The 23,792-nt window shown below is 73.8% G+C and carries 21 protein-coding genes; 10 read left to right on the forward strand and 11 right to left on the reverse strand.

What is annotated here, in order from left to right; genetic code table 11:
- Positions 1-4: 4 nt before the first annotated feature.
- Genes folK through folP form a run of 3 tightly spaced genes read right to left on the reverse strand, consistent with a single transcriptional unit; the run spans position 5 to position 1,811 of the window.
- Positions 5-532, reverse strand: a complete 528-nt coding sequence (folK, locus tag ACLQ22_RS26310) for a 2-amino-4-hydroxy-6-hydroxymethyldihydropteridine diphosphokinase (RefSeq protein ID WP_425694681.1) — start codon at positions 530-532, stop codon at positions 5-7.
- Positions 529-894, reverse strand: a complete 366-nt coding sequence (gene folB, locus ACLQ22_RS26315) for a dihydroneopterin aldolase (RefSeq protein WP_121401586.1) — start codon at positions 892-894, stop codon at positions 529-531. The genes folK and folB overlap by 4 nt, the downstream gene beginning before the upstream one ends.
- Complete coding sequence (gene folP / locus ACLQ22_RS26320; protein ID WP_425694682.1) at positions 891-1,811, reverse strand: dihydropteroate synthase; 921 nt, start codon at positions 1,809-1,811, stop codon at positions 891-893. The genes folB and folP overlap by 4 nt, the downstream gene beginning before the upstream one ends.
- Positions 1,812-2,154: 343 nt before the next feature.
- Between folP and ACLQ22_RS26325 the strand changes: the two genes are divergently transcribed.
- The 7 genes from ACLQ22_RS26325 to ACLQ22_RS26355 are packed head-to-tail and all read left to right on the forward strand — an operon-like array spanning position 2,155 to position 10,589.
- Entirely contained in the window at positions 2,155-2,469 is a 315-nt protein-coding gene (locus ACLQ22_RS26325) for a hypothetical protein (protein ID WP_121401588.1), read from the forward strand.
- A gap of 13 nt (positions 2,470-2,482) precedes the next feature.
- Positions 2,483-2,845 (forward strand): hypothetical protein, encoded by a 363-nt coding sequence (locus ACLQ22_RS26330; protein WP_121401589.1) that lies wholly within the window; start codon positions 2,483-2,485, stop codon positions 2,843-2,845.
- A gap of 49 nt (positions 2,846-2,894) precedes the next feature.
- Positions 2,895-6,296 carry an ATP-binding protein gene (locus ACLQ22_RS26335; RefSeq protein ID WP_425694683.1) on the forward strand — a complete coding sequence of 1,134 codons (3,402 nt, stop codon included), beginning with the start codon at positions 2,895-2,897 and terminating at the stop codon, positions 6,294-6,296.
- Position 6,297: 1 nt separating this feature from the next.
- Complete coding sequence (locus tag ACLQ22_RS26340; RefSeq protein ID WP_425694684.1) at positions 6,298-8,253, forward strand: MFS transporter; 1,956 nt, start codon at positions 6,298-6,300, stop codon at positions 8,251-8,253.
- Positions 8,250-8,807, forward strand: a complete 558-nt coding sequence (locus tag ACLQ22_RS26345) for a hypothetical protein (protein WP_425694685.1) — start codon at positions 8,250-8,252, stop codon at positions 8,805-8,807. The genes ACLQ22_RS26340 and ACLQ22_RS26345 overlap by 4 nt, the downstream gene beginning before the upstream one ends.
- Positions 8,804-9,973 carry a M23 family metallopeptidase gene (locus tag ACLQ22_RS26350; RefSeq protein ID WP_425694686.1) on the forward strand — a complete coding sequence of 390 codons (1,170 nt, stop codon included), beginning with the start codon at positions 8,804-8,806 and terminating at the stop codon, positions 9,971-9,973. Before ACLQ22_RS26345 ends, ACLQ22_RS26350 begins: the two co-directional genes overlap by 4 nt.
- Before the next feature lie 13 nt (positions 9,974-9,986).
- Positions 9,987-10,589 carry a hypothetical protein gene (locus tag ACLQ22_RS26355; RefSeq protein ID WP_425694687.1) on the forward strand — a complete coding sequence of 201 codons (603 nt, stop codon included), beginning with the start codon at positions 9,987-9,989 and terminating at the stop codon, positions 10,587-10,589.
- A gap of 4 nt (positions 10,590-10,593) precedes the next feature.
- Here ACLQ22_RS26355 and ACLQ22_RS26360 read toward each other — a convergent pair whose 3' ends face one another.
- Positions 10,594-11,148, reverse strand: a complete 555-nt coding sequence (locus tag ACLQ22_RS26360; protein ID WP_425694770.1) for a hypothetical protein — start codon at positions 11,146-11,148, stop codon at positions 10,594-10,596.
- Positions 11,149-11,343: 195 nt separating this feature from the next.
- On the opposite strand from ACLQ22_RS26360, the gene ACLQ22_RS26365 reads away from it, so the two are divergent.
- Together ACLQ22_RS26365 and ACLQ22_RS26370 are read left to right on the forward strand one after the other, a co-directional pair.
- A complete protein-coding gene (locus ACLQ22_RS26365; RefSeq protein ID WP_425694688.1) occupies positions 11,344-13,893 on the forward strand; it encodes an FtsK/SpoIIIE domain-containing protein in 2,550 nt (849 codons plus the stop codon).
- Positions 13,894-13,961: 68 nt separating this feature from the next.
- Positions 13,962-14,645 (forward strand): hypothetical protein, encoded by a 684-nt coding sequence (locus ACLQ22_RS26370; RefSeq protein WP_425694689.1) that lies wholly within the window; start codon positions 13,962-13,964, stop codon positions 14,643-14,645.
- Between the two features lie 92 nt (positions 14,646-14,737).
- Here ACLQ22_RS26370 and folE read toward each other — a convergent pair whose 3' ends face one another.
- The 4 genes from folE to ACLQ22_RS26390 form a co-directional block, all read right to left on the reverse strand.
- Complete coding sequence (folE, locus tag ACLQ22_RS26375) at positions 14,738-15,403, reverse strand: GTP cyclohydrolase I FolE (protein ID WP_121401600.1); 666 nt, start codon at positions 15,401-15,403, stop codon at positions 14,738-14,740.
- Between the two features lie 38 nt (positions 15,404-15,441).
- Complete coding sequence (gene ftsH / locus ACLQ22_RS26380; protein WP_425694690.1) at positions 15,442-17,466, reverse strand: ATP-dependent zinc metalloprotease FtsH; 2,025 nt, start codon at positions 17,464-17,466, stop codon at positions 15,442-15,444.
- 493 nt (positions 17,467-17,959) lie between these two features.
- Positions 17,960-18,535: a hypoxanthine phosphoribosyltransferase gene (gene hpt / locus ACLQ22_RS26385; RefSeq protein WP_366643717.1), complete on the reverse strand. Its 576-nt coding sequence runs from the start codon at positions 18,533-18,535 to the stop codon at positions 17,960-17,962.
- A 101-nt stretch (positions 18,536-18,636) separates the two neighbouring features.
- Positions 18,637-18,774, reverse strand: a complete 138-nt coding sequence (locus ACLQ22_RS26390) for a hypothetical protein (protein ID WP_192581456.1) — start codon at positions 18,772-18,774, stop codon at positions 18,637-18,639.
- A gap of 150 nt (positions 18,775-18,924) precedes the next feature.
- Between ACLQ22_RS26390 and ACLQ22_RS26395 the strand changes: the two genes are divergently transcribed.
- Positions 18,925-19,881, forward strand: coding sequence for a GlxA family transcriptional regulator (locus ACLQ22_RS26395; protein ID WP_425694691.1), 957 nt, complete (start codon positions 18,925-18,927; stop codon positions 19,879-19,881).
- Between the two features lie 33 nt (positions 19,882-19,914).
- Here the strand turns inward: ACLQ22_RS26395 and ACLQ22_RS26400 are convergent, their stop codons facing one another.
- The 3 genes from ACLQ22_RS26400 to ACLQ22_RS26410 all read right to left on the reverse strand — a co-directional run bounded on the left by ACLQ22_RS26400 (position 19,915) and on the right by ACLQ22_RS26410 (position 23,698).
- The gene (locus ACLQ22_RS26400) at positions 19,915-21,555 is read right to left on the reverse strand and encodes a gamma-glutamyltransferase family protein (RefSeq protein ID WP_425694692.1); all 1,641 of its coding nucleotides are present in this window, start codon (positions 21,553-21,555) and stop codon (positions 19,915-19,917) included.
- 69 nt (positions 21,556-21,624) lie between these two features.
- The gene (tilS, locus tag ACLQ22_RS26405) at positions 21,625-22,617 is read right to left on the reverse strand and encodes a tRNA lysidine(34) synthetase TilS (protein WP_425694693.1); all 993 of its coding nucleotides are present in this window, start codon (positions 22,615-22,617) and stop codon (positions 21,625-21,627) included.
- 10 nt (positions 22,618-22,627) lie between these two features.
- On the reverse strand, positions 22,628-23,698 hold the full coding sequence (locus ACLQ22_RS26410; RefSeq protein ID WP_425694694.1) for a zinc-dependent metalloprotease: 1,071 nt from the start codon (positions 23,696-23,698) through the stop codon (positions 22,628-22,630).
- Positions 23,699-23,792: the final 94 nt, after the last annotated feature.

Here is a 23,792-nt window from a genome sequence, read left to right on the forward strand (position 1 = left end):
TGGGTCATGCCGTCGACTCTATCGCCAGATCCGGCCGGGGGCGCAGATCCAGCGCGTCGTCGGCCACCGGAGAGGTGTTGAGCAGGTCGGTCAGCCAGCCGTGCCCGGGCAGCCGCCCGTACGGCTGGAGGTCGATCCACGGCCGCAGCACGAAGGCCCGCAGGTGGGCCCGGGGGTGCGGCAGGGTCAGCTCGGGGTCGTCGCTGAGCACCGGCTCGTCGCCGTCGGTCCACACGGCGATGACGTCGACGTCCAGGGTGCGCGGCCCGAAACGCCGCTGCGGGTCGCGGGTGCGCCCGGCGGCGCGCTCCGCCGCCCGGGCCCGCTCCAGCCAGTCGTACGGGGTCGCCGCCGGGTCCTCGGCGAGCAGCACGGCGTTCAGGTACGCGGGCTGGTCCGCGTCCCCCCACGGTGGAGTCTCGTAGACGCCGGAGACCAGGAGCACGCTGTCGCCGAACGCCGAGACGGCGCCGCGCAGGTGGGCGAGCCGGTCGCCGAGGTTGCTGCCCAGGGAGAGGACGGCGCGGGTCACCGGTCCCGCCGCCGCGTCATCGTGACGGCCACGTCGGTGAAGGCGTGCGGGACGGGCGCCTCCGGCTTGTGCACGGTGACCGTGGCGGCCTCGACCCGGGGATCGGCCAGGCAGACGGCCAGCAGCCGGTCGGCGAGCGTCTCGATCAGGTTGACCGGCTCGCCGGTCACCACCGCGACCAGCCGCTCGGCCAGTTCGCCGTAGTGGACGGTGTCGCCCACCTCGTCGGAGCGGGCCGCCGGGGCGAGGTCCATCTCCAGGACGGCGTCGACCACGAAGTCCTGGCCCTGGACGCGCTCGAAGTCGTACACCCCGTGCCGGCCGTGCGCCCGCAGGCCGGTCAACTGGATCCGGTCGGTCATCGGTCTCCTCCGTGGTCGGCGGTGCGGTCCGCCCGTCCGGCGCCGGCGTGGACCGCCCGGGCCCCACCGGTGGACGCGGGCGCCAGGCGGGGCGCGCCCGTGGCCTGCCAGACGGCGAGGGCGTCCACGGTGGCCCGGACGTCGTGCACGCGTACGCCCCAGGCGCCGGCCGCCACCGCGAGCAGGCTGGTGGCGACGGTGGCCACGTCGCGGCCGTCCGTGGGGCGGGGGGTGCCGTCGGGACCGGCCAGCAGCCGCCCCAGGTACGACTTGCGGCTGGACGCGAAGAGCAGCGGGAAGCCGAGGTCCAGCAGCTCGGACAGGTGCCTGCTCAGCTCCCAGTTGTGCGCGGCCGTCTTGGCGAAGCCCAGCCCCGGATCGACGACGATGCGGTCGGCGGCGACCCCGGCCCGCAGCGCCTCGTCGACGCGGCGGCCCAGCTCGGCGCGCACCTCGGCGACCACGTCGGCGTAGCGGGCCAGCTCCCCCATCTCGCGGGAGTGGCCCCGCCAGTGCATGAGCACCCAGGGGCAGCCGGCGTCGCGGACCACCCGGGCCATGTCGGGGTCGGCGAGGCCGCCGGAGACGTCGTTGACCACGGACGCGCCGGCGGCGAGGGCCGCCTCGGCGACCCGCGCGCGGGTGGTGTCGATGCTGACGGGCACGCCGGCGGCGGCCAGCTCCCGGATCACGGGGACCACCCGGGCCGTCTCGGTCTCCGCGTCGACCCGGTCGGAGCCCGGCCGGGTGGACTCGCCGCCGACGTCCACCAGGTGGGCGCCGTCGGCCCGCAGCCGCACGCCGTGTCCGACGGCGGCATCGAGGTCGGCGTACCGTCCGCCGTCGGAGAAGGAGTCGGGCGTGACGTTGAGGACGCCCATCACCACCGGGTCCGAGGCCCGTACCAGATCGGTCACGGCTAGACGGTACCGGTCGGCCGGAGCGCCCCCAGCGGGCCGGGTCGAGGGCGATGACATGCACATTCGAACGGGTGTACGATCGGTCGTCCTGGTCGGATCGGGCAGACTCTTCGCGGCTTGTCGCAAACAGTGGGTGCCCGTACGCTTTGGAACTGCCCGGCATCGAGATGGCGAAGCCTGGAGGGAGGGCCGAAGCGGGAGAATCCGCCCAAAGCTCACCACCCTCCGTGGTGGGTAACGAACGCAGGGTCGCCGACGCTGCGCAAAGGGAGCACCGTTCCCGCCAGGCATGCCTACTGCACCACCGCGGCGCCGCCGGCCGCGACTTGGGGAGGTTCCAGTGATCGCCATCGAGCTGATGGAGACGGCGACGTCCGCCGCCGCCCACACGCTCTCCGCCCTGGCGTCGACTCCACTCGCCGAGCCTGCGCCCAAGGGGATCGACACCGAGGGTGTCGTCACGTTCTTCGCCAGCAAGATCGCTCCGATCCTGCTGGCCGTGCTGGGCGTCATCTTCATCGGGCGCGCCAGCCGGGGTGAGATCTCCAAGGTCCTCACCAGCTCGGCGATCGCGATCGTCGGGCTCGCCTTCATCGCCGGAGCCGCCACACTCTTCTTCATCGGCGACTACCTGATCGACCTGATCTTCGAATAGGCGCGGGCACGAGATGCGGCTGCGCACCGACGACGACATCTACCGGGCTCGCCTGGTCTACCTCGGGCCGCCCGGCTACACCCTTCCCGTCCACCTGCCGTACGCCCAGTACGGGCTGTTCATGCTGCTCGTTCCCCTCTACATGTTCATCCACTGGCTGTTCACGTTCCAGGTCGAGCTCTTCCCCGCCTGGGAGATCGCGCTCGCCATCGTGAGCACCTCGTTCATCTTCCGGTACGTCGACCCTGACCGGCCCGCGCGCATGGTGATCCGCACCGCGCTGACCGACTGGCGGCGGACCCGGGAGCCGGCCGCGGAGCAGCGGGACCCCCGCCTGGTCGGCAGTCGGATCAGGATCCGGGAGGAACTGGCATGACCGGTCGCACCCCGACCAGGCAGTCGAACGACGCGGATGAGGCGGTCGCATGAATCGCAGTTCCACGCCGGGTTCCCCGGCAGGGCGTCCGGCCGTCCCGCACGGTAACCGTGCGCGGTCGTTCGACTACCCTGACGATCCCGAGACGGACGAGGTCGCCCTCGATCCGGCCCTGGTGACGACACCCGGGCACGGTGGCGTGGGCGTCTTCCAGGCCCCCCGCCCGGTGCCACGCCGGACGCCGCCGGCCGAGGCGCAACCCGCCAGCACCGGCGACAGCGCCGACATCGACTCGCCCTTCCTCGACCTGTTCGGCGGCGCGCGCCCCGGCGCGACCCGGCCGACGGCGCCCCCGCAGCGGGCCGGCGGGCGGGAGCAACCCGCCATCGGGCAGCAGTCGGCTCCCGCCGCACCGGCCCCGGCCGCGCTCCCGCCGGCTCCCGCCGCTCCCCTGCCGCCGCCCGCACGGGCGGGCGCCGACGCCTACCGGACCGGCCACCCGGCCGACGCGACCCACCGGACGTCCCCGGGGGTCACACCGGCCGTCGAACAGCCCCCGGCCGACGCGTACGAGCCGCCCGCCCGACCGGCCAGGTCCCGGGTGCCGCACCAGTCCGGGGACCGGCTGCCCACGCTCCGCCCACCGGCGGAGGACGCGACGGCCGGCATGCCGCCCGTCGCGGCGGCGCCGCCGTCGTCCCACCCGGCACCTCTCCAGCAGCCGGCGCCGCTCGACCCGCCCACGCCGGTCCCGGCGTCCGAGCCGGCGTCCCGCCGCACCGGGGAGCGCCCGCCGGAGCGGGCCGGCCGGGAGGTGGCGCCGCCGCGGCAACGCTCCGCCGGCCGGCGGAGCCAGCCCACCAAGCCCGCCCGGGTCAAGCCGCCGAAGATCAAGTTCGGGGACCGGGACCCGGCGGACGAGCTGGCCATCACCGAGATCGCCGGCCACCTGACCTTCACCCCCAACACCGTCACCGCCTGGTACTGGCTCCCGGAGGTGCGCTGGGCGTTCCGGCCGGACGCGGAACGGGAGGCGCTGCTCTCGGCGATCTCCGAGCAGTACGCCGGACTGGCCGGCTTCCGACTGCACCTGCGGCGCACCACCCGGCCCTTCCCGGCCGACGAGTGGGCCCGCACCATCGACGCGCACACCGCTTCGCCGCTGCCCGACGTGCCCGGCACCGCCGGCTGGGGCGACCACCTCGTGGCCGCGCAGCGGCACCTGCTCTCGGTCAACCACGCCGAGGGGCAGACCTACCTCGGCGTCACCTTCGCCCGGCGCTCCCTCGGCGACTCGCTCACCGAGCGGCTGCTGCGCACCTTCGGCCGGGGCGTGGCCGAGGGCGAGCGCCGCAAGCTCGGCCGCACCGTCGAGCAGTTCGACGAGGTGCTGGGCGCGTTCGGCATGCGCGGCCGGCGGGTCACCGCGCAGGAACTGGAGTGGCTGCTCTACCGCTCGGTGGCGCTCTGCATGGCGCCGCCCGGGCAGCTCTCCCCGCTCACCAACGGCAAGTGGGAACGCGGCGACCTGCTCGCCCTCACCGAGCAGGTCGAGCGCTACCGCACCCCGTACGGCTCGACCGTCAAGCTGGTCAACCGGATGACCGGCGAGGAACGGCACGTCGCCGTGCTGGCGGTCGGCCGGATGGAGCCGCTGGAGATCCCCGAGCGGCACGAGCCCTGGCTGCACTTCCACGAGCGGCTGCCGTGGCCGATGGAGCTCTCCACCCGCGTCGACATCCTCGGCTCCGGCGACTCCTTCCGTAACCTGGAGCACCGGCTGCGGATGATCCGCTCCCAGCAGCTCGACTACGCGGAACACGGCATCGACGCCCCGCCGGAGCTGGAGCGGCTGGCCAAGCGCGCACTGGTCATCGGCGACGAGATGACCACCGGGCTGCCGGTCGACTCGGCCCGCGCGCACGGCTGGCACCGGATCGCCGTCGGCGGTCGCAACCGCGAGGAGTGCCTGGAGCGGGCCCGCCGGCTGATCCAGCTCTACTCCCGCGAGCTGCGGATCTCGCTGCAACACCCGAAGAACCAGGACTGGCTGGCCCGCGAGTTCATCCCCGGCGAGCCCATCGCCAACACCGGCTACGTCCGGCGGATGCCGGTCAACCTGCTCGCCGCCGCGCTCCCCCAGGCGGCCTCCACCGTCGGCGACCGGCGCGGCGACCTCATCGGGCGCACCGCCGGCACCTGCCGCCGGCCGGTCTTCCTCGACCTGCACTTCCCGATGGAAGTACGCGAACGCTCCGGGCTCGCCGTCTTCGTCGCCGAACCGGGCGGCGGCAAGTCCACCCTGCTCGGCGCGCTCGGCTACCTCGCGGCCCGACGCGGGGTCCAGGTGACGCTGCTCGACCCGTCCGGCCCGCTCGCCCGGCTCTGCGCCATGCCGGAACTGCGGCCGTACGCGCGGGTGCTGAACCTGACCGGCTCCGAGCACGGCACCCTGGCCCCGTACTCGCTCATCCCGACACCGCTGCGCAGCGAGTTCGGCACCGGGGCCTCGGGCGACCGGGAGTTCGAGATCGCGGTCTCCAACGCCCGCGCCGAGCGGCGGATGCTGGTGCAGGACATCTGCATGATGCTGGTGCCCCCGCAGGTCGCCCGGGAGGCGTCCACCGCCACCCTCTTCCGCCACGCCGTACGCCAGGTGCCGGCGGAGGAGACCTCCACCCTGGACGACGTGGTCGCCTGCCTCAGCCAACTCGACGACGACGCCGGCAAGGAACTGGCCAACCTGCTGCTCGACACCGCCGAGATGCCGCTGGCCATGCTCTTCTTCGGCCGGCCGCCGGAGGGACTGCTCGGCGCGGACGCCGCGCTCACCGTGATCACCATGGCCGGGCTGCGACTGCCCGACCTGAAGATCGAGCGGGAATACTGGTCCGCCGAGGAGGCGCTGGCCCTGCCGATGCTGCACACCGCGCACCGGCTCGCCGTACGCCGCTGCTACGGCGGCTCGATGTCGTCCCGGAAGCTCGTCGGCCTGGACGAGGCGCACTTCATGGAGGGGTGGCGCTCCGGGCGGTCGTTCCTGGTCCGGCTCGCGCGCGACTCCCGCAAGTGGAACCTCGCCGCGCTGGTGGCCTCGCAGAACCCGCGGGACATCCTCGGGCTCGACGTGCAGAACCTGGTCTCGACCGTCTTCGTCGGCCGGATCGCCGAGGACGCGGAGATCGCCTCCGAGGCGCTCCGCCTGCTGCGGGTGCCGGTCAACGACGGCTACGAGGCCACCCTGGCCTCCCTCTCCACCGCCGACGCCACCAGTGCGACCCGGCTCGGCTTCCGGGAATTCGTCATGCGGGACGTCGACGGCCGGGTGCAGAAGGTCCGGGTCGACGTCTCGTACGTCGACGGGCTGCTGGACCACCTCGACACCACCCCCGCCGCGATCGCCGCGGCGGCCGGGGTGCTGCCGGCCATCCTGCCGAACATGGAGGCGTGACATGGCGCGGGCCCGGGCACGGTTGGCGGCGTTCCTGCTCGCGGTCGGCGTACTCGCCGGGGCCACGATCGGCTGGCCGGCCGTCGGCGCCATGGCGGCCCCCGCACCGCTGACCGCCCAGGCGAAGGCCGACCTCTGCACGACCCCGGAGTGGCAGGCCGACTTCCGCGCCTGCGTCGCCAAGCTGAAGGACGTATCGGCTGCCCGGGCGGAGTGCCTTGAGCCACCAACGCCCGGGGCTCCCGACGCAGGTCTTGCTGGCTGGTTCGCTAGTTCCCCACCGGAAGCCTCCGCCGGCATCACCGGCAGATACAGCCTCTACGGCTACGCCGGGTACAGCTACACGACTTACGACATCGGTTGCGCGTCAACCGTGCTCCACCCGGACTATAAATTCACGACTACCGTCGCCAACGGCGAGTTCATGATCGCCACTGCAGTGATCGGCGCTTCCAACGCGCTGCGGGAACGCGCCTGGGACCCGCGCTCGATGTGGGGCTGGGCCGACCCGCTGGTGGACCAGGCGACCAAGGCCGTCTACCAGAAGGTGTTCAGCGTCTTCGGCATCGTCACCCTTTGCGTGGTCGGCCTGTATCTGCTCTGGCGCTCCCGCCAGTCCGACATGAGCAACGCGATGACCACGGCGGGCTGGGCCCTGCTGGTGATGGTGGCGGTGACCGCGCTGGCCGCCTGGCCGGTCAAGTCGGCCAACATCGCCGACGGCACCCTCGTCACCACCCTGGGCGTGGTGCATGACGCTGTCGGGCCGCAGGTGAAGGAACCTGCGCCCGGCCGATGCATCGACCCTGATCCCGCACGCTGCAAGGACAACCGCAAGCCTGCCGTCCGAGCCAGCGACACCGCTACCGAATCCATGCTGTACCGGAACTGGCTACGGGGCGTCCTTGGTTCGGCTGACAGCGAAACCGCCAAGAAGTACGGCCAGGCCCTGTACGACGCCCGATCGCTGACCTGGGGTGAGGCGCAGTCTATTCGCGCAAATCCGGCGACACGTCAAGCCACCATGGAGGCGAAGCAGCAGCAGTGGATGAAGGTGGCTGAGCAGATCAAAGAAGAGGACCCGGAGGCGTACGAGTACCTCCAGGGCGTCCGGGACATGGACCGGGTGGGTGCCGGTTTCATCGCGGTGCTGGCCGCCGTGCTCTTCGCGATGTTCGACCTGACCGCCTCGCTGCTGGTGCTGCTGGGCTTCCTGATCTTCCGCTGGGCGGTGATCGCCGCGCCGATCCTCGGCACGGTGGGCCTGATGCGCCCGGCCAGCGCCGGGTTGCGGCGGTTGGCGAATGCGGTGGTCGCCGCCGTCTTCAACATCGCCATCTTCGGCACCGGTGCCGCTATCTATCTCTTCGCGGTCGACCTCATCATGAGCACGCCGACCCTGCCCGGCTGGCTCCAAGTGGTGCTGGTCTGGCTCTGCGGGGTGGTCGGCTGGCTGCTGCTGCGTCCCTACCGGAGGATCACCCAGCTCGGCGGCAAGGACAGCAGCGAGGCGGTCAGCTCGGCCGGCTCGTGGCACCGGCGCTTCTTCCGGGACATGCGCACCGCCGCCCGGCTCGACGTCGCTGAGCCCGGCGGCACGGCCGAGCCGGCGATGGGCCGGCGTCGTGCCGTCGTGGCGGAGCAGCGCACCCTCCGGCCCGAGGCCCGGCGGGAGGATCCGGCACACGCCGCCACCCGCGGTGGGCAGGCCGCCAATCCCGGTGGGAAGGAGCGGCAGCGGCCCGACGGCCGTGAGTCGGCCGTTGAAGAGGTGGCGCCGTCCGAGGAACGAGGCACCTCCCGCCCGGCCGCACCTCGACCCCGGCGGCGGCAGCCGGCCACCTGGACGGAGCCGGACGTGCCGGACGAGAACCCCTCGTTCGTCATCTACCGTCCTGGATCCGCGGAACGCGAGCCTGACCGGCCCACTCCCCGGATCCGGTCCGAGGCGCGGTGAGTGCGATGCGGCGGGCGGTCGAATTCCTGGTCACCCGGGTGCTCCGGTCCCGGATCGGCATCGCGATCGGCATCGCCGTCCTCGTGTTCGGGATCATCGGCGCGGCGCGGTTGGTGTCCGGGCCCGGCGATCCCACCTCCGGGCTCAGTAACCGCCCAAGCCGGCCGATCACCACGGTCGCCCCGACCGCCGGTGACGACGGGGCGTTCTCGACGGGCGCTCCCCCCTCCCCGGTCACCCGACCCGGCGACCTCACTCCGGAGCAGACCGCCGAACGCTTCGTCGCCGCCTGGCTCGGCAAGCCGGGCATGACAGCGGAGCGGTGGCAGGAGGGCCTACGGCCGCTGTCGACCCCGGTGTTGACCGACAAGCTGGCCGGCGTCGACCCGTCCGGGGTTCCGGCCGGGCAGGTGGACGGCGATGTCACGCTCCGGCCCCGGTCCGAGAACTTCGTCGAGGTGCTGGTTCCGCTGGACACAGGACGGCTCCGCCTCGAACTGGTGGCGCCCGAAGGGCGGTGGCTGGTGGACGCGGTGGACTGGGAGCAGGGATGAGCGACGAGAAACGACCCCGCCGTCGGCAGCTCCGGCTCGGCGCGTTGGCCGCCGCGTTGACCGCAACGCTCGCCCTGCTCTGCTGCACCGGCGGCGCGGGTGCCTTCTTCCTCACGGAACTGGGCGGCGAGTCCAGTACCGGTATGACGTTGGCCAGCCAGGATTGCAAGGAGAATTCCCAGGTAAATGTAGTAGGCGACATGCCTCGGATTCCTCAATACGGCGATCGTCAGCTCCGCAACGCCGCGCGAATCATCAAGGTGGGGCAGGAGATGAAGGTGCCGCCCCGCGGGTGGGTGATCGCTGTGGCGACCGCCATGCAGGAGTCCAGACTTCTCAATCTGGCAAACCGGACGGTTGGCGAGTCCGAGAACCTGCCCAACGAGGGCATAGGCGCTGACCACGACTCCGTCGGTCTCTTTCAGCAACGGGCCGGCTGGGGCAGCGTGGCTCAGCGAATGCGGCCGGAGTACGCCGCTCGGAAGTTCTACGAGAAGCTGGTCAAGGTGCCCGGCTGGGAGACAATGTCGCTGACCCGGGCCGCGCAGGCCGTGCAGATCAGCGCCTTCCCGGACGCTTACGCCAAGCACGAGGACGTCGCCGCCCAGATCGTCAACGCGCTGGCCGGCGGAGCCGCTCGGATCGTTTTGGTCGGGGAGAAACAGGAGTGCGACCGCGCCGCCGGAGGACAAATCGCCGCCTCCGGCTGGACGGCTCCCATACCCGGCGGCGTCGGTTCAGGATTCCGCACCGCGAGCCGACCCGGGCACAACGGGGTAGACATCGCCGCGCCGAAGGGCACCGACATCCGGGTCGCGGCCACCGGACGCGTCCTGGTGTCCCGCTGCGACCCTGACAATCGCGGCAGGCGCACCTGCAACGTGGACGGTTGGCCGAACAAGGGCGGCTGCGGCTGGTTCGTGGACGTCCTGCACGCCGGTGGCTTCATCACCCGCTACTGCCACATGGTCAGCAAGCCTCGGGTCACGGTCGGCCAACTCGTCGAGGCCGGTACGGTCATCGGCGAGGTGGGCAGCAGCGGCAATTCCTCCGGCCCTCATCTGCACTTCGAGGTACACAAGGACGAGGACCGGAGCAGCCGGGGCGCCATCGACCCGGTGCCGTTCATGCGATCCCGCGGCGCGCCGCTCAAGGGCGCGGGATGAGACGCTCGCCGTCATGAACGAGCCGCTTCCCGACCCGTTCGCCGACCATCCGGACTGGGCGCCCCGGCCGCCCCGACCGATCGAGATCGTGCCGGCCACCGGCCGCGTCGAACTTCGCGGGCAGCGCGTGCTGGTCGGCCTGCCCGGGTTCGGCTGGCGCGGTGACCTACGCGCCGACGACCGGGTGGTGCAGGGCAGCCGGACCTACGTGCCGGTCATACCCGAGCACGAGTGGTACCGGGCGGAGTCCGACCAGGTGGAGGTCTTCGCGCCGCTGGTCCCGGTCGAGCGGGTCTGGGTGGAGACGGTGGGCGCCCAGCGGCCGGACGCGCCGGCGGATCGCGCGACGGGCGTCCGCCTGGTCTCGCTGGACGCCCCGGCGCATCGCATGCCGACCCCGGTCTTCGAGTCGGACGCCGTCACGGGTCGCCGGGTGGTGCACGTCGTGGACTCCGTCGAACACCGGGATCTGCGTGCCGTCACGGAGACCTACTCCGGCGCGGAAGGCGACATCTGCGTCCGGGTGACGCCGGAGGTGGAGTGGTACCGCTGGGCTTGGCGGGGCCAGTCGCCGACCACGCTGGAAGTCCCGGTGCATCTGCTGTGGATTGAGTGAGGACTCAGCTCGCTGGTGCTCCGGCACAGACCCGCCACCCGTTTCTGTCCTGTGCCTCGAAACGCCATGGGTCAGTGAGGCTCTGCTGCACTCCGTCCACAGAGGCACTACGACGGATGACAGCTGTGACTGTGGCCGCCGATGAGCCGTTCATTACCACGACGACGTTCTCGATATTGATCGAAAAGCTCGTCTCCAGTTCCCGTTCACGTCGCTCGACCTGAGTTCGCAGATCATCAATCGACTGCAGCGGGCCGCCACAGGTGAAGAGCAGAGCTCGGTTCTGGTCGCGCGAGACAAGCGCAGCCTGCAGGTAGTTGACGACAGCCACGTCCGGAGATCCGCGGTCCGGTGCCGCAGCCCGGTTGTAGAGCACGTATCCGGCGGCCACTCCGCCGAGGCAGAGTGCCACGACGACGCTCGTGACCACGGTGAGCACGGTGCGCAGCCGCCGCCGTGGCCGCTCCGGCACCGGGGCCGGCGAGGGCGGCGCCAGGTGGTCCGAAGGGGGCCGTTGCGCCGGTACGCGGGAGACCTGGGAACCGGCGGGGGGCTGCACTGATTCCACCCCCTGAGGCTAGCGGCTGGACGCGGTAGACCCAATGCCCCAGATCCAGCGGATCGTGACGGACCACTCCCCATCGGTGAGATCCACGACATCCCCGGCGCAGTGCCGCCGCGCATCCCGGACGAGTCGGCCCGGCTGGGTTACGGTCTCTGCGCGGGGAGGGGTTGCCGACCTCGGGCAGAGGGGGTGGACGCGGTGGCCGGTCCGAAGGCACGCACCAACCGCGCCGCCGCACTGCACCGGCGGGCTGCCGCCACCGCGACCGCCGCCGCGAGCGTCCTCGACGACACCCGGCCCGTCCCCGCCGACCAGCGCCGCCAGTACGAGCTGGCCGACCGCCTCCGGTCCGCGGCGGCGGTGCTGGCCCCCGGCTGGGCGGGCGCTCCCCTGGAGACGGTGGCACCGACCACACCGGCCGGTGAGGGGCCACCTCCCTTCGTCCGGGTCGGTACGGCGGCACCGCTGGACGACGCCCGGTTCCCCGCACTGGTGCCGTTGCTCGGCACGGGCCACCTCTCGGTGGACGTGGACGCCCGGGATCCGCGGGTGGCGGGGCTGCTGCGGGGCGTACTGCTGCGGCTGTTGGCGGCGACCCCGGCCGGGGCGCTGCTGGTCCGCGCGGTGGACGCGACCGGCACGGCCCTCGCGCCGTTCGCGCCGCTCGCGGACGCGGGCCTGCTGCCGCCCCCGGCGGTGGACGTGGCGGGGCTGCGGGCCGTGCTCACCGAGGCCGAGCAGTGGGTGGCGCCGGGAACGAGCGGGCGACGCCGGCACGACCGGACGCTGCTGCTGGTGATCGCCGCCCTGCCCGAGTCGACCGGAGCCACCGACCTGGCCCGCATCGAGGCCCTGGCCGAGCCGGGTCGGTCCGCCGGCCTGCACCTGGTGGTGGCGGGCTGGCCTCCGGCGGGCGACCGGGAGCCGCTGCCGCGGGCGACGACGCTGGCGGTCCGCACCGCGTACGCGCTGCTGGGTGACCCGCCGGGCGGGTCGTTCGCCGGCCCGGGCGCCGAACCGCCGGGCGGGCTGAACTCGCCGGTCTTCATCGAGGCGGATCCGCCGGCCGAACTCGTCAACGCGGTCTGCCGCCGGCTCGCCGCGCAGGTGGAGGCGGGTTCCCGGCTGGCGCTCACCGACCTGCTGCCGCCGGCCGACGAGGAGCTGTGGACGGCGAGCGGGGTGGGCGGGCTGACCACGACCGTCGGGGATGCCGGTGGCCGCCCCGTGTCGCTCGGCTTCACGGAGCTGACGCCGCACTGGCTGGTCAGCGGCCGTTCGGGCGCGGGCCGGTCCACGTTCCTCACCACCGCGCTGCTCGGCCTGACCGCCCGGTACGGCCCCGACGAGCTGGCTCTCTACCTGGCGGATCTCGCCGACGCCGAATCCTTCGTGGAGTTCCTCCAGACCGAGCGCGACCGGTCGTGGATCCCCCAGGTGCGGGCCGCCGCGATGGCCGCCGACCGGGAGTACGTGCTGAGCCTGCTGGACGAGCTGGTGGCGGAGGTGCGCCGCCGCGAGGAGGCGGGCGGCCGGGCCGGCGGGCAGCGCTTCGCCGAGCTGCGGCAGCACCGGGCCATGCCCCGGATCGTGTGCGTGCTCGACAATCTCCCGCTGCTCTTCGCCGAGCGGGACCGGCTGGCCGCCGACGCCGCCGCCCGGCTGGACGCGCTGGCCCGCACCGGGCGCGCGTACGGGGTGCACCTGCTGCTGGCCGGCGAGGGCGACCTGGGGTTGGGCTCGCGTACGGACCGGGACTCGGTGCTGGGGCAGTTCCCGGTGCGGGTGGCGCTGCCCGGCGGGGGGGCCGTGCTGGAGCCGACGAACGACTCGGCCGCCGGGCTGCCGGTGGGCAGCGCGGTGGTGAACACCGCCGGCGGGCTCGGCGGGCCCCGGGGCGCGATCCGGGGGCACGAGCGGATGGTCCGGTTCCCGGACCCGCAGGACCACCCCGACACGGTGGAGGAACTGCGGCACCGGCTCTGGTCGGCCCGCCCGGAGGGGGCCACCCCGCCGGTGGTCTTCGCCGGCTACGCCCGCCCGCTGCTGCGCAACGACCCCCGGCACCGGGCCGCGCTCGCCGGGCAGGCACCCGGTCCCGCCGCCCTGCTGGGCCGGGCGGTGGACGTGCCCCGGACCACCGTCGCGGTGTCGCTCGGGCCGGCCCCGGGGCGGAACCTGGCCGTGCTCGGTCCCGGGCCGGAGGCGGCCCGGCTGCTGGCCACCGCGGCGCGCAGCGCGGCGGCGCACCACGCGCCGGGGGCCGCCCGCTTCGTGCTCGCCGCGCCGGACGAGGAGTGCCGGCCGGTGGCCGAGGCGTTGGCGGCCGAGCTGGCCGGGCGGCACCCGGTGGACACGGTGGACCTCGCCGGCCTGCGTGCCGCCGTGGACGACGCCGTGCCGGCCTACCTGGTGGTCTTCGGACTGGACGTGCCGACGCCGGAGCAGCTGCCCCCGGAGCGGCTGCGCGCGCTGCTGCGGGAGGGACCGCCCGCCGGCCGGCACCTGCTGGGCCGCTGGCGGACGGTGCCGTCCTTCGCGGCGCTGCTCGAACCCGAGGGCGAGGTGGACAAGCTCGCCGCCGTGGCCGTGGTGGACCTGCCGGGCGCGCAGCTCGCGTCGGTCTTCGGCCGGCAGGTGCAGTGGCGGCCCCGCCCCGGCCGGGCGGTGCTCTGGGACGGCCCCGGCGAGCAGGGCACCGTGCTGGTCCCGTTCGGCGAGGAGGGGGATCCGGTATGACCGGCGGCGGGGCACGGAACACGACGGGGCACGCCGCGCCGGGGCGGCAGCGTTCCGGCGCCGATCCGATGCCGGTAAGCACCGACACGGCCGGGCCGGCGGGAGGCGTCGACCCGGTGCGCGCCGCGTGGACCGAGTACCTCGCCGCCGCCCGCCAGCTCGACGGGGTACGCCGCGACGCGGCCACCGCCGCCGGCGAGCAGGCCCGGTCGGTGCAGGCCGCCCGCGAGGAGTTGACCGCCGTACGCACCCGGCTGGCGTCGCAGGAGGCCCGACTGCGCGAGCGGGGCGTACCGCCGATCTCGCTGGTCCCGACGCCGCCGGAGCTGACCGAGGCGGCCCGGGCGATGGCGGGCGGGCCGGCGGCGGTGCTGGCCGCGCTGCGCGCCGCCCGGGGCCGGGCGGACGCCGCGGACGCGACGCTCTCCGCGCGTGGGCTGCCCCGGCTGGCCGCCTGGCCGCCGCGCCCGCGGAACCTGCTGGTGTACGGACCCCTGGCGCTGCTGGTGCCGGCGATCCAGCTCGCGTTGTTCGTGGCGACCGGCACCGGGGCGGCCAGCGTGGCCGCGCTGGTCTGCGGGCTGCCGATGCCGGCGGTGGCGTTCGTGGCGGGCTGGATCGGCGTCGGACGGCTCTTTCCCCCGCCGGCGGGCGGCCGGGTGGAGCGCACGGCCCGGCTCGGCGCCCTGGTGTGTCTGGTCCCGGCGGTGCTGGTCAGCGCGGGCCTGTTGCTCGCGATGCTGGCCGGCTGAGCGGCGCCCCACCTCGCGGGCCCGCGTCGGCGGGCTGACACGCGACGGCCGGCCGACCCGCGGTGCGGGTCCGGCCGGCCGGTCTGTGGCGGTCAGCGGGGGATGATCAGCGCCATCGCCTCGGCGCGCGACTTGGCGTCGCGCTGGAGGGTGCCCCGCACGGCCGAGGTGATGGTCTTGGCACCCGACTTCTGGATGCCGCGCATCGCCATGCACATGTGCTCGCATTCGAGCACCACCACCACGCCGCGCGGCGCGAGCCGCTCCATCAGCAGGTCGGCGATCTGCGAGGTGAGCCGCTCCTGCACCTGCGGCCGGCGGGCGAAGACCTCGACCAGCCGGGCCAGCTTGGACAGGCCGGTGATCCGGCCGTCCGGCCCCGGGATGTAGCCGATGTGGGCGCTGCCCCGGAACGGCAGCAGGTGGTGCTCGCAGAGGCTCATCACGTCGATGTCCCGGACGAGCACCAGCTCCTCGTGGTTGGCCTCGAAGGTGGTGCTGAGCACCTGGGCCGGGTCGACCCGGAGGCCGGCGAAGAGTTCGGCGTACGCGCGGGCCACCCGGGCCGGGGTCTGCTGGAGCCCGTCGCGGTCCGGGTCCTCCCCGACTGCGATCAGGATCTCGCGGACGGCCTTCTCGATCCGCCCGAGGTCCATGGTCTCCTCGACGGGCCGGCCGGTGAGCTTGCCGCTGATCAGGCGCGCGGCGACGTAGTCGAGGGTGTCGTCGCCGTCCGGCTCGGTCGCGGAGACGGCCAGTTCCCGGTGCTCCCGGGAACTGGCCGTCGGGTCGGTGCTCAGTGCGTACCGTCCGAGTTGTTGGAGTTGTTCGGGCTGCCGCCGCCCACCGTCGCCTGGGCGCCGTCGGCCTGGGCCTGCACCTTCAGCGCGTCCTTCTCCGCCGGCGTGAGCACCGGCGGCTCGGTGGAGGGCTGGCGCTTGCCGAAGCCGTTGTACGGCGCCATCGGCGGCCGCTTGGCCACCCGGGCGCAGATCCGGGCCATGTCGGCGGTGGAGAGGGTCTCCTTCTCCATCAGCTCCAGCACGATGTTGTCCAGGACGTCCCGGTATTCCACCAGGATCTCCCAGGCCTCGTCGTGGGCCAGCTCGATCAGCGCCCGCATCTCGCCGTCGATCTCGGCGGCGACGACGTCGGAATAGTCCCGCTCGTGGCCCATGTTGCGGCCCAGGAACGGCTCGTCGCCGCTGGTGCCGTACTTGATCGCGCCGAGCTTGGAGCTCATGCCGTACTGCGTGATCATCGCGCGGGCCAGCTGGGTGGCCTTCTCGATGTCGTTGCCGGCGCCGGTGGTCGGCTCGTGGAAGACCAGCTCCTCGGCGGCCCGGCCACCCAGCGCGTACGCCAGGGTGTCGACCATCTCGGCGCGGGTCTGGGTGTACTTGTCCTCGGTGGGCAGGACCAGGGTGTGGCCCAGCGACCGACCGCGGGACAGGATCGTCACCTTGTGCACCGGCGCGGCGTGCGGCAGCGCCCAGGCGACCAGCGCGTGCCCACCCTCGTGGTACGCGGTGATCTTCTTCTCCTGGTCGCTCATCACCCGGGTCCGGCGCTGCGGACCGGCGATCACCCGGTCGATCGACTCCTCCAGGGAGTCGTTGGAGATCGCCCGCTGGTCCTTGCGGGCGGTGAGCAGCGCGGACTCGTTGATCACGTTGGCCAGGTCGGCACCGCTGAAGCCGGGGGTGCGCCGCGCCACCGCGTCGAGGTCGACGTCGGGGGTGAACGGCTTGCCCTTGGCGTGCACCCGCAGGATCGCCTTGCGGCCCTCCATGTCGGGGGCGTCCACCGGGATCTGCCGGTCGAAGCGGCCCGGGCGCAGCAGCGCCGGGTCGAGGATGTCCGGCCGGTTGGTGGCGGCGATCAGGATGACCCCGCCCTTGGTGTCGAAGCCGTCCATCTCGACGAGCAGCTGGTTGAGGGTCTGCTCGCGCTCGTCGTGACCGCCGCCCATGCCGGCGCCGCGGTGGCGGCCGACTGCGTCGATCTCGTCGACGAAGACGATGGCGGGCGCGTTCGCCTTGGCCTGCTCGAAGAGGTCGCGGACCCGGCTGGCGCCGACACCGACGAACATCTCCACGAAGTCCGAGCCGGAGATCGAGTAGAAGGGCACCCCTGCCTCGCCGGCGACGGCGCGCGCCAGCAGCGTCTTACCGGTGCCGGGCGGGCCGAAGAGCAGGACGCCCTTCGGGATCTTGGCGCCCAGGGCCTGGTACTTCGCCGGGTTCTGCAGGAAGTCCTTGATCTCGTGCAGCTCCTCGACGGCCTCCTCGGCGCCGGCCACGTCCGCGAACGTGGTCTTCGGCGTGTCCTTGGTGATCATCTTCGCCTTGGACTTGCCGAAGTTGAGCACCCGGGAGCCGCCGCCCTGCATCTGCGACATGAAGAAGAGCAGCAGGAGCACCAGCAGGGCGATCGGGAGCAGGTTGACCAGCAGGCTCACCCAGATGCTGTCGGACGACACCTCGACGTTGGCCGGGCCGGTGACCCGGTTGTTCGCCTTGGCCTCGAGGACCTCGTTCCAGACCTCGTCGCCGACCTCGTAGGGGAACTGCGCCTCGATCCGGTCGGTGTCGGTGTCACCGAACTTGGCCTTGTCCTTCAGGTCGAGCCGGAGCGTCTGCTCCTTGTCCTGGAAGACGACCTTGTCGATGCCGCCCTTGTTGAGCTGGTCGAGCGCAATGGAAGTGTCCACGCGGTGGTAGCTGGGACCAGCGGTGAACAGTTGACTGAGCACAACGGCGCCGAGGATGACCAGGATGATCCAGACCACCGGTCGGCGGAAGAAACGCGTACGTTCCATGCTGTTGTCGAGCGCCGAGGCGCCCGCATCCTCCTGATCGACGTCCTGACCGTCTGATGGTGTCGCCGCCTGCGGCGGCGGCCGGAGCCGCCGTGCGGGCCGGCTCGACCCCGAGGCACGAAACTGCCGCGCCGCGGTCATTCGACGGTACACCGTGCACGCGAGGAGTGAGCTTGCGAGCCCCGCAGTCGCGCACAAAGGGAACAGCTGTGCGCGCACCGAGCGAGCTTGCGAACCCCGCGATCGCGCACGATCCGATCATCGTGCGCGCGCGGAACGCGCCTGCGAGCCCAACAATTACGCGTAGGGCGAACCGGGTCAGCCGGCGTGACGGGAGCTCCGCGCCCGGCCTCCCGTCCGCCCGGTCCCGCGGTTCGAGGGGTCGGGCGTGGAGGGTGCCTCCACGCCACCGGCCTCTACCGTAGTCCGATTCGCTGAGAGCCCGCTGAACGTCCGCTCGACCGGTGCCGATGCGCCGGGGCCCGGTGAGGGCTCAGGACCGGGCGTACACCTCTGGCTTGAGCACCCCGACGTAGGGCAGCTCGCGGTAGCGCTCGCCGAAGTCGAGGCCGTAGCCGACGACGAACTCGGTCGGGATGTCGAAGCCGACGTACTTGACCGGCACCGGCACCTTGACCGCGTCCGGCTTGCGGAACAGCGCGACCACCTCGACGCTCGCGGCCGAGCGGGACTCCAGGTAGCGCAGCAGCCAGGAGAGGGTGAGGCCGGAGTCGACGATGTCCTCGACCACGACCACGTGCCGGCCGGCGATGTCCCGGTCCAGGTCCTTGAGGATGCGGACCACGCCGGAGGAGGTGGTGCCCTGGCCGTAGGAGGAGATGGCCATGAAGTCCAGCTCGGCGGGCGGCCCGCTGCGTCCCAGCGCCCGGGCGAAGTCGGCCATGAACATCACCGCGCCCTTGAGGACGCAGACCAACAGGAGCCCGTCATCGACGTCGGCGTAGTCCGCCGAGACCTGCTTGGCGAGTTCCGCGGTCTTCTCGCGGATCTGCGCCTCGGAGATGATCACGTGGTCGATGTCGGCGTCGTACCAGGAGCCGTCAGCCATGGCTCCTAGCCTGCCGTACGCCGGATGGCCTCCGTCGGCGGGGCCGCCCCTTTTGGGCGCGGTCCCACCCCGGACGAACCTCGCGAAGGCCGCGATCCACCTCAGCAGGCACGCGACCGCCAGCGGCGACCGTCGTCGGACGGCTTCCAGTCGGCCGAGTCCCGACTGTCGGCGGTGAGGCCGGCGGCCGAGGCCAGGGCGAGGAGGACGAAGAAGAAGAGGAAGAGCAGGATCTCCATGGCGGCGCTCGCTTTCGCGTGGTTGCTGTCGTTTTCGCCGCCGGTGCGCACCGGACTGGAACCAGTCTCCGCCGGCCACCACCGCCCGGACAGTGGCAGGAATGCCACTCCCCCTCGATTTCCTGCCACCTGTGCGGTTACCCTCGTCACATGCTCAGATCCGTCGCGGTTCTCGTCCTGGACCAGGTCGCCACATTCGAACTCGGGGTCCTCGCCGAGGTCTTCGGGACCGACCGCACCGCCGACGGGTTCCCCGGCCACCGCTTCCACGTGTGCAGCCCCGACGGGGCCCCGGTCCGCACCTCGTCGGGTTTCCACCTGACCCCGCACGCCGACCTCGGCCCCATGGAGGAGGCCGACCTGGTCGCCGTCCCGGCCCACCACGGCACCGTCGTGCCGGCCACGGTGCTCGCCGCGCTGCGCCGCGCCGCCGACCGGGGGGCGTACGTGTTGAGCGTCTGCTCCGGCGCGTTCGTGCTGGGCGAGGCCGGCCTGCTCGACGGCCGGGAGTGCACCACCCACTGGCGGTACGTCGACGAGCTGCAACGCCGCCACCCGACCGCCCGGGTCCGGTGCAACTCGCTCTACGTGCAGGACGACCGGCTGCTCACCAGCGCCGGCACCGCCGCCGGCATCGACGCCTGCCTGCACCTGATCCGCCAGGAGCACGGCTCGGCGACGGCCACCCGGCTGGCCCGCCGGATGGTGGTCCCCCCGCACCGCGACGGCGGGCAGGCGCAGTACATCGAGGCGCCCATCCCCGCGACCCCCGAGGCGCCGACGCTGGAGCCGGTGCTGGAATGGCTGATGGGGCACCTGGACCGCCCGGTCACCGTCGACGAGCTGGCCGCCCGGGCGGAGATGTCCCCGCGCACGTTCGCCCGGCGGTTCCGCGCCGAGACCGGCACCACGCCGCACGACTGGCTGACCAACCAGCGGGTGCTGCTGGCCCGGCGGCTGTTGGAGGAGACCGGGCTCAGCGTCGAGGCCGTCGCCGAACGGGCCGGCTTCGGCGACTCGGCGGCGCTGCGGCACCACTTCGCCCGCCGGGTCGGCGCCACCCCGCACACCTACCGGACCACCTTCCGCGACCGGGTGGGGGCCTGAGCCCTCGGGCCGATCGCGGGGCCGACTGCGGAGTCACCAGCCGAGCATCCCACCGCCCACCCGGGGTTCCGAGCCGACGGCGTAGCCGCCCTCCGGCAGCCGCCAGATCGCCTGCCCGTGCCCGAAGACCCCCGGCTCGTCCGCGACGGCGATCTCGTGGCCCCGGGCCCGCAGCTCGGCGACCGCGGCCCGCCCCTCGGCGGTGGCGACCAGCTCCGACTCGACCAGCACCGACCGGCCGGCGTGCCAGTACCAGCGCGGCGCGTCCAGCGCCGCCTGCGGGTCGAGCCCGCCGTCCAGGGTCGCCGAGACCAGCTGCACGTGCCCCTGCGGCTGCATGTGCCCGCCCATCACCCCGAACGGGCCCACCGGCCGCCCGTCGCGGGTCAGGAAGCCGGGAATGATCGTGTGGTAGGGCCGCTTCGCCGGCCCCACCACGTTGGGGTGGGCGGGGTCGAGGCGGAACCCGAGCCCCCGGTTCTGCAGGGCAAAGCCGTGCCCGGGCAGCACCACGCGGGAGCCGAACGCCAGGTAGGTCGACTGGATCAGGCTGACCATCATGCCGCCGGCGTCGGCGGTGCAGAGATAGACCGTGCCGCCGCGCTCCGGGTCGCCGGCGGTCGGCTCCCCGGCCCGCTCGGTGATCAGCGCGCGGCGGGCCGCCGCGTACGCCGGCGAGAGCAGCGCCTGCGTCGGCACCGGCACCCGCTCCGGGTCGGCGACGTGGGCGTGCGCGTCGGCGAAGCCGAGCTTCATCGCCTCGATCTGCCGGTGCAGCCGCTCGGCGAGCGGCAGCCCGGCGAGGTCGGCCCCGTCGAGGATGTGCAGCGCCAGCAGCGCCGCCAGGCCCTGCCCGTTGGGCGGCAGCTCCCAGACCTCGTGACCCCGGTAGCGGGCGGACACGGGGGTCACCCAGGTCGAGGCGTGCCCGGCCAGGTCGTCGCCGGTGAGCAGGCCGCCGGTGCGGGCCGCGTGCGCCGCCAGCGCCTCCGCGATCCCGCCCCGGTAGAAGTCCTCCGCCCCGGTGTCGGCGATCAGCCGCAGGGTCCGCGCCGCGTCCGGGTTGCGCCAGCGCTCCCCGGCCCGGGGCGCCCGGCCGCCAGACGCGAACACGCGGTCGAACTCGGCGAACTCCGCACCGGTCGGGCCGGGCGCGGCGAGCGCGCGCGACCAGATCCCCGCCACACCGGGGGAGACCGGGTGACCGTGCTCGGCGTAGCCGATCGCGTCGGCGAAGAGATCCGCGAAGGGCAGCGAGCCGAACCGGTCGTGCAGGTCGCGCCAGCCGGCCGGCGCGCCGGGCACGGTCACCGGCAGCCAGCCCCGGGCGGGCATCGCCGCCCCCACCCGCTGCGCGCCGCCCAGGGCGTCGACCGGAGCCGCGCCGCGCCCCCCGGTCGCGGCGAGCACGAGCTCGCGGGTCAGGGCCGCCGGGGACCGGCCGGAGGCGTTGAGGCCGTGCAGCCGCTCGCCGTCCCAGACGATCGCGAAGAGGTCGCCGCCGATGTCGTTGGAGGGGGGCTGCACCACGGTCAGGGTGATCGCGGTGGCCAGGGCCGCGTCGACGGCGTTGCCGCCGCGTCGCAGCACGGCCAGGCCGGCCGCCGCGGCCAGCGGCTGGCTCGTCGCCACCGCGCCGTGCGGCGCGAAGAGCGGCTGTCGGGGGTACGCCATGCGCCATGTCTACCGCCTCCCGGCGGATCCCGCGGCCCCGGAACGGGCCCCCGTTTCCCGGCGAGTGGATCAGCGGGGGCCGATGGCGGCGAGCCGGCCGTCGCGGCGCAACACCCGCAGCCCGCCCGGCAGGTGTGCCGCCCCCTGCCCCCGCCAGCCGGTGACCAGCGTGTCCAGCGCGGTCACGTGCCGGTGCGACAGGGCGGCCGGCGGAGCGCCCAACTCCCGGGCCCAGGCGTGCAGCACCCGGCCGCGCACCGCGGGTGGGAGACCGGCCAGCGCCCGTACCGCGAGCCCGCCGTCGGGATGGCGGACGTCGGCCAGCGCGGCGGCGGCCAGCTCGTCGAGGACCGCGTTGTCCGCCGCCACCAGCCGGGCGGTCCGGGCCAGGTTGTCCAGCACCCCCGGCCCGAGCGCGCGGACCAGGGCGGGCAGCAGGTCGGCTCGGACGCGGGCCCGGGCGTACGACGGGTCGGCGTTGTGCGGGTCCTCCCAGGGGTTCAGCCCGAGCACCGCGCACGCCGTGCGGGTCTGCTCCCGGCCGATGTCCAGCAGCGGGCGCAGCAGCGGCACCCCGTCGAGGTCCCGTCGGGCGGGCATCCCGGCCAGCCCGCGCGGGCCGGCGCCCCGGGCGAGCGCGAGCAGCACGGTCTCGGCCTGGTCGTCGCGGGTGTGCCCGGTGAGCAGGGCCGCCGCCCCGAGCCGGTTGGCCACCTCGGCGAGCGCCCGGTAGCGGGCCTCGCGGGCGGCCGCCTCAGGCCCGCCCGGTCGCCCGGCCACCTCCACCCGTACCGACTCGACCGGGGCCAGGCCGACCTCGCGGGCCCAGGTCACCACCGCCGCGGCCCGCCGCGCCGAGCCCTCCTGGAGGCCGTGGTCGACCGTCACCAGGCCGGCGGCGCGACCCGTCCGGGGCGCCACGAACGCGGTGGCGGCGGCCAGCGCGAGCGAGTCCGCGCCGCCCGAGCAGGCGACCAGCACCGGTCCCCCGGGCGGCAGGTCGGCCAGCGCGCGGCGGACCGCGACCCGGATCGCGGCCACCGGCGGGGCGAGCGCGGCCACGGGCGTGCGGTCAGCCGAGGGTCGGGGCCGGGCCGACCGGCCCGTGCACCCGCGCCACCCAGGCGTCCGGGTCGCCCAGCTCCTCCAGCCGGGGCAGGGTGAGCGGCGAGCCGAAGATCTTGTTGAAGCCCGCCATGCCGACCCGGTCGACGACGCCGTGCACGAACTTGCGGCCCTCGGCGTACTGGCGCATCTTGACCTCGATGCCGAGCAGCCGGCGGATGGCCTTCTCCAGCGGGTTGCCGGCCTCCCGGCGCCGGGTGAACGCCGCCCGGATCTGTTCGACGCTCGGGACCACCTGGGGGCCGACGCCGTCCATGACGAACTCGGCGTGCCCCTCCAGCAGGGTCATCAGCGCGGTGAGCCGGTCCAGCACGGCCCGCTGCGCCGGGGTCTGGACGATGTCCAGCACGCTGGTGCGGCTCTCCGGGTCCTTCACCGCGTCCGAGAGCGTGGCCACGCCCCGGCGCAGCCGCTCCAGCAGGTGCTCGCCGCCGCTGGACGACGCGTCCACGAAGGCCTGCACCTCGCTGAGGAAGTACGCCCGCATCCACGGCACGGCGGTGAACTGGGTGCGGTGGGTCACCTCGTGCAGGCAGACCCAGAGCCGGAAGTCCCGCGGGTCGGCCCCGAGCTTGCGCTCCACCTCGACGATGTTCGGCGCGACCAGCAGCAGCTGCCCCGGGTCGGCGGAGAAGACCTCGTACTGGCCGAGGACGCGGCCGGAGAGGTACGCCAGCACGGTGCCGGCCTGCACGCCGGTGACCCGGGAGCCGATCGCCTCGGTCAGCGCGCCCGGCCGCTTGTCCTTGGTGAGCCGGCCGACCAGCGGGGTGATCACCTCGCGCAGGCCGGCGATGTTGGTGGCCGCCCAGTCCCGTCGGTCCACCACCCGCACCGGCGGGTGCGACACCTGCGAACGCAGCCCCGTGTAGTCCGCGACGTGCCCGGCCGCCTCGTCGGTCAGCCGCCGCAGCTCAGCGACCACGTCGGTGGCCTCGGCGTACGACACCCGGGGGCCCGACTTGCTCAGTGCCCCCGCGGTCGCGGCGGCCAGATCCCAGTCCACGAACTGCGCCATGCACCCCACCGTACCCGCGCCGCGACACCCCGGCCCGGGCTCGCATCCGGCGATCGACGCCGGTCCCGCCCGGCGGCGGTCCACGGCCGGGGCC

Source organism: Micromonospora sp. DT178 (assembly GCF_049841695.1).
Lineage (GTDB): Bacteria > Actinomycetota > Actinomycetes > Mycobacteriales > Micromonosporaceae > Micromonospora.

Bases quoted from the DNA above. Each gene is read 5' to 3' on its own strand.
- ACLQ22_RS26370 (WP_425694689.1), top strand. From the start codon at position 13,962: ATGCCGGTAAGCACCGACACGGCCGGGCCGGCGGGAGGCGTCGACCCG.
- ACLQ22_RS26395 (WP_425694691.1), top strand. From the start codon at position 18,925: ATGCTCAGATCCGTCGCGGTTCTCGTCCTGGACCAGGTCGCCACATTC.
- ACLQ22_RS26335 (WP_425694683.1), top strand. From the start codon at position 2,895: ATGAATCGCAGTTCCACGCCGGGTTCCCCGGCAGGGCGTCCGGCCGTC.
- ACLQ22_RS26350 (WP_425694686.1), top strand. From the start codon at position 8,804: ATGAGCGACGAGAAACGACCCCGCCGTCGGCAGCTCCGGCTCGGCGCG.
- ACLQ22_RS26355 (WP_425694687.1), top strand. From the start codon at position 9,987: ATGAACGAGCCGCTTCCCGACCCGTTCGCCGACCATCCGGACTGGGCG.
- ACLQ22_RS26330 (WP_121401589.1), top strand. From the start codon at position 2,483: ATGCGGCTGCGCACCGACGACGACATCTACCGGGCTCGCCTGGTCTAC.
- hpt (WP_366643717.1), bottom strand. From the start codon at position 18,535: ATGGCTGACGGCTCCTGGTACGACGCCGACATCGACCACGTGATCATC.
- ACLQ22_RS26400 (WP_425694692.1), bottom strand. From the start codon at position 21,555: ATGGCGTACCCCCGACAGCCGCTCTTCGCGCCGCACGGCGCGGTGGCG.
- ftsH (WP_425694690.1), bottom strand. From the start codon at position 17,466: ATGGAACGTACGCGTTTCTTCCGCCGACCGGTGGTCTGGATCATCCTG.
- ACLQ22_RS26410 (WP_425694694.1), bottom strand. From the start codon at position 23,698: ATGGCGCAGTTCGTGGACTGGGATCTGGCCGCCGCGACCGCGGGGGCA.
- ACLQ22_RS26390 (WP_192581456.1), bottom strand. From the start codon at position 18,774: ATGGAGATCCTGCTCTTCCTCTTCTTCTTCGTCCTCCTCGCCCTGGCC.
- folB (WP_121401586.1), bottom strand. From the start codon at position 894: ATGACCGACCGGATCCAGTTGACCGGCCTGCGGGCGCACGGCCGGCAC.
- ACLQ22_RS26340 (WP_425694684.1), top strand. From the start codon at position 6,298: ATGGCGCGGGCCCGGGCACGGTTGGCGGCGTTCCTGCTCGCGGTCGGC.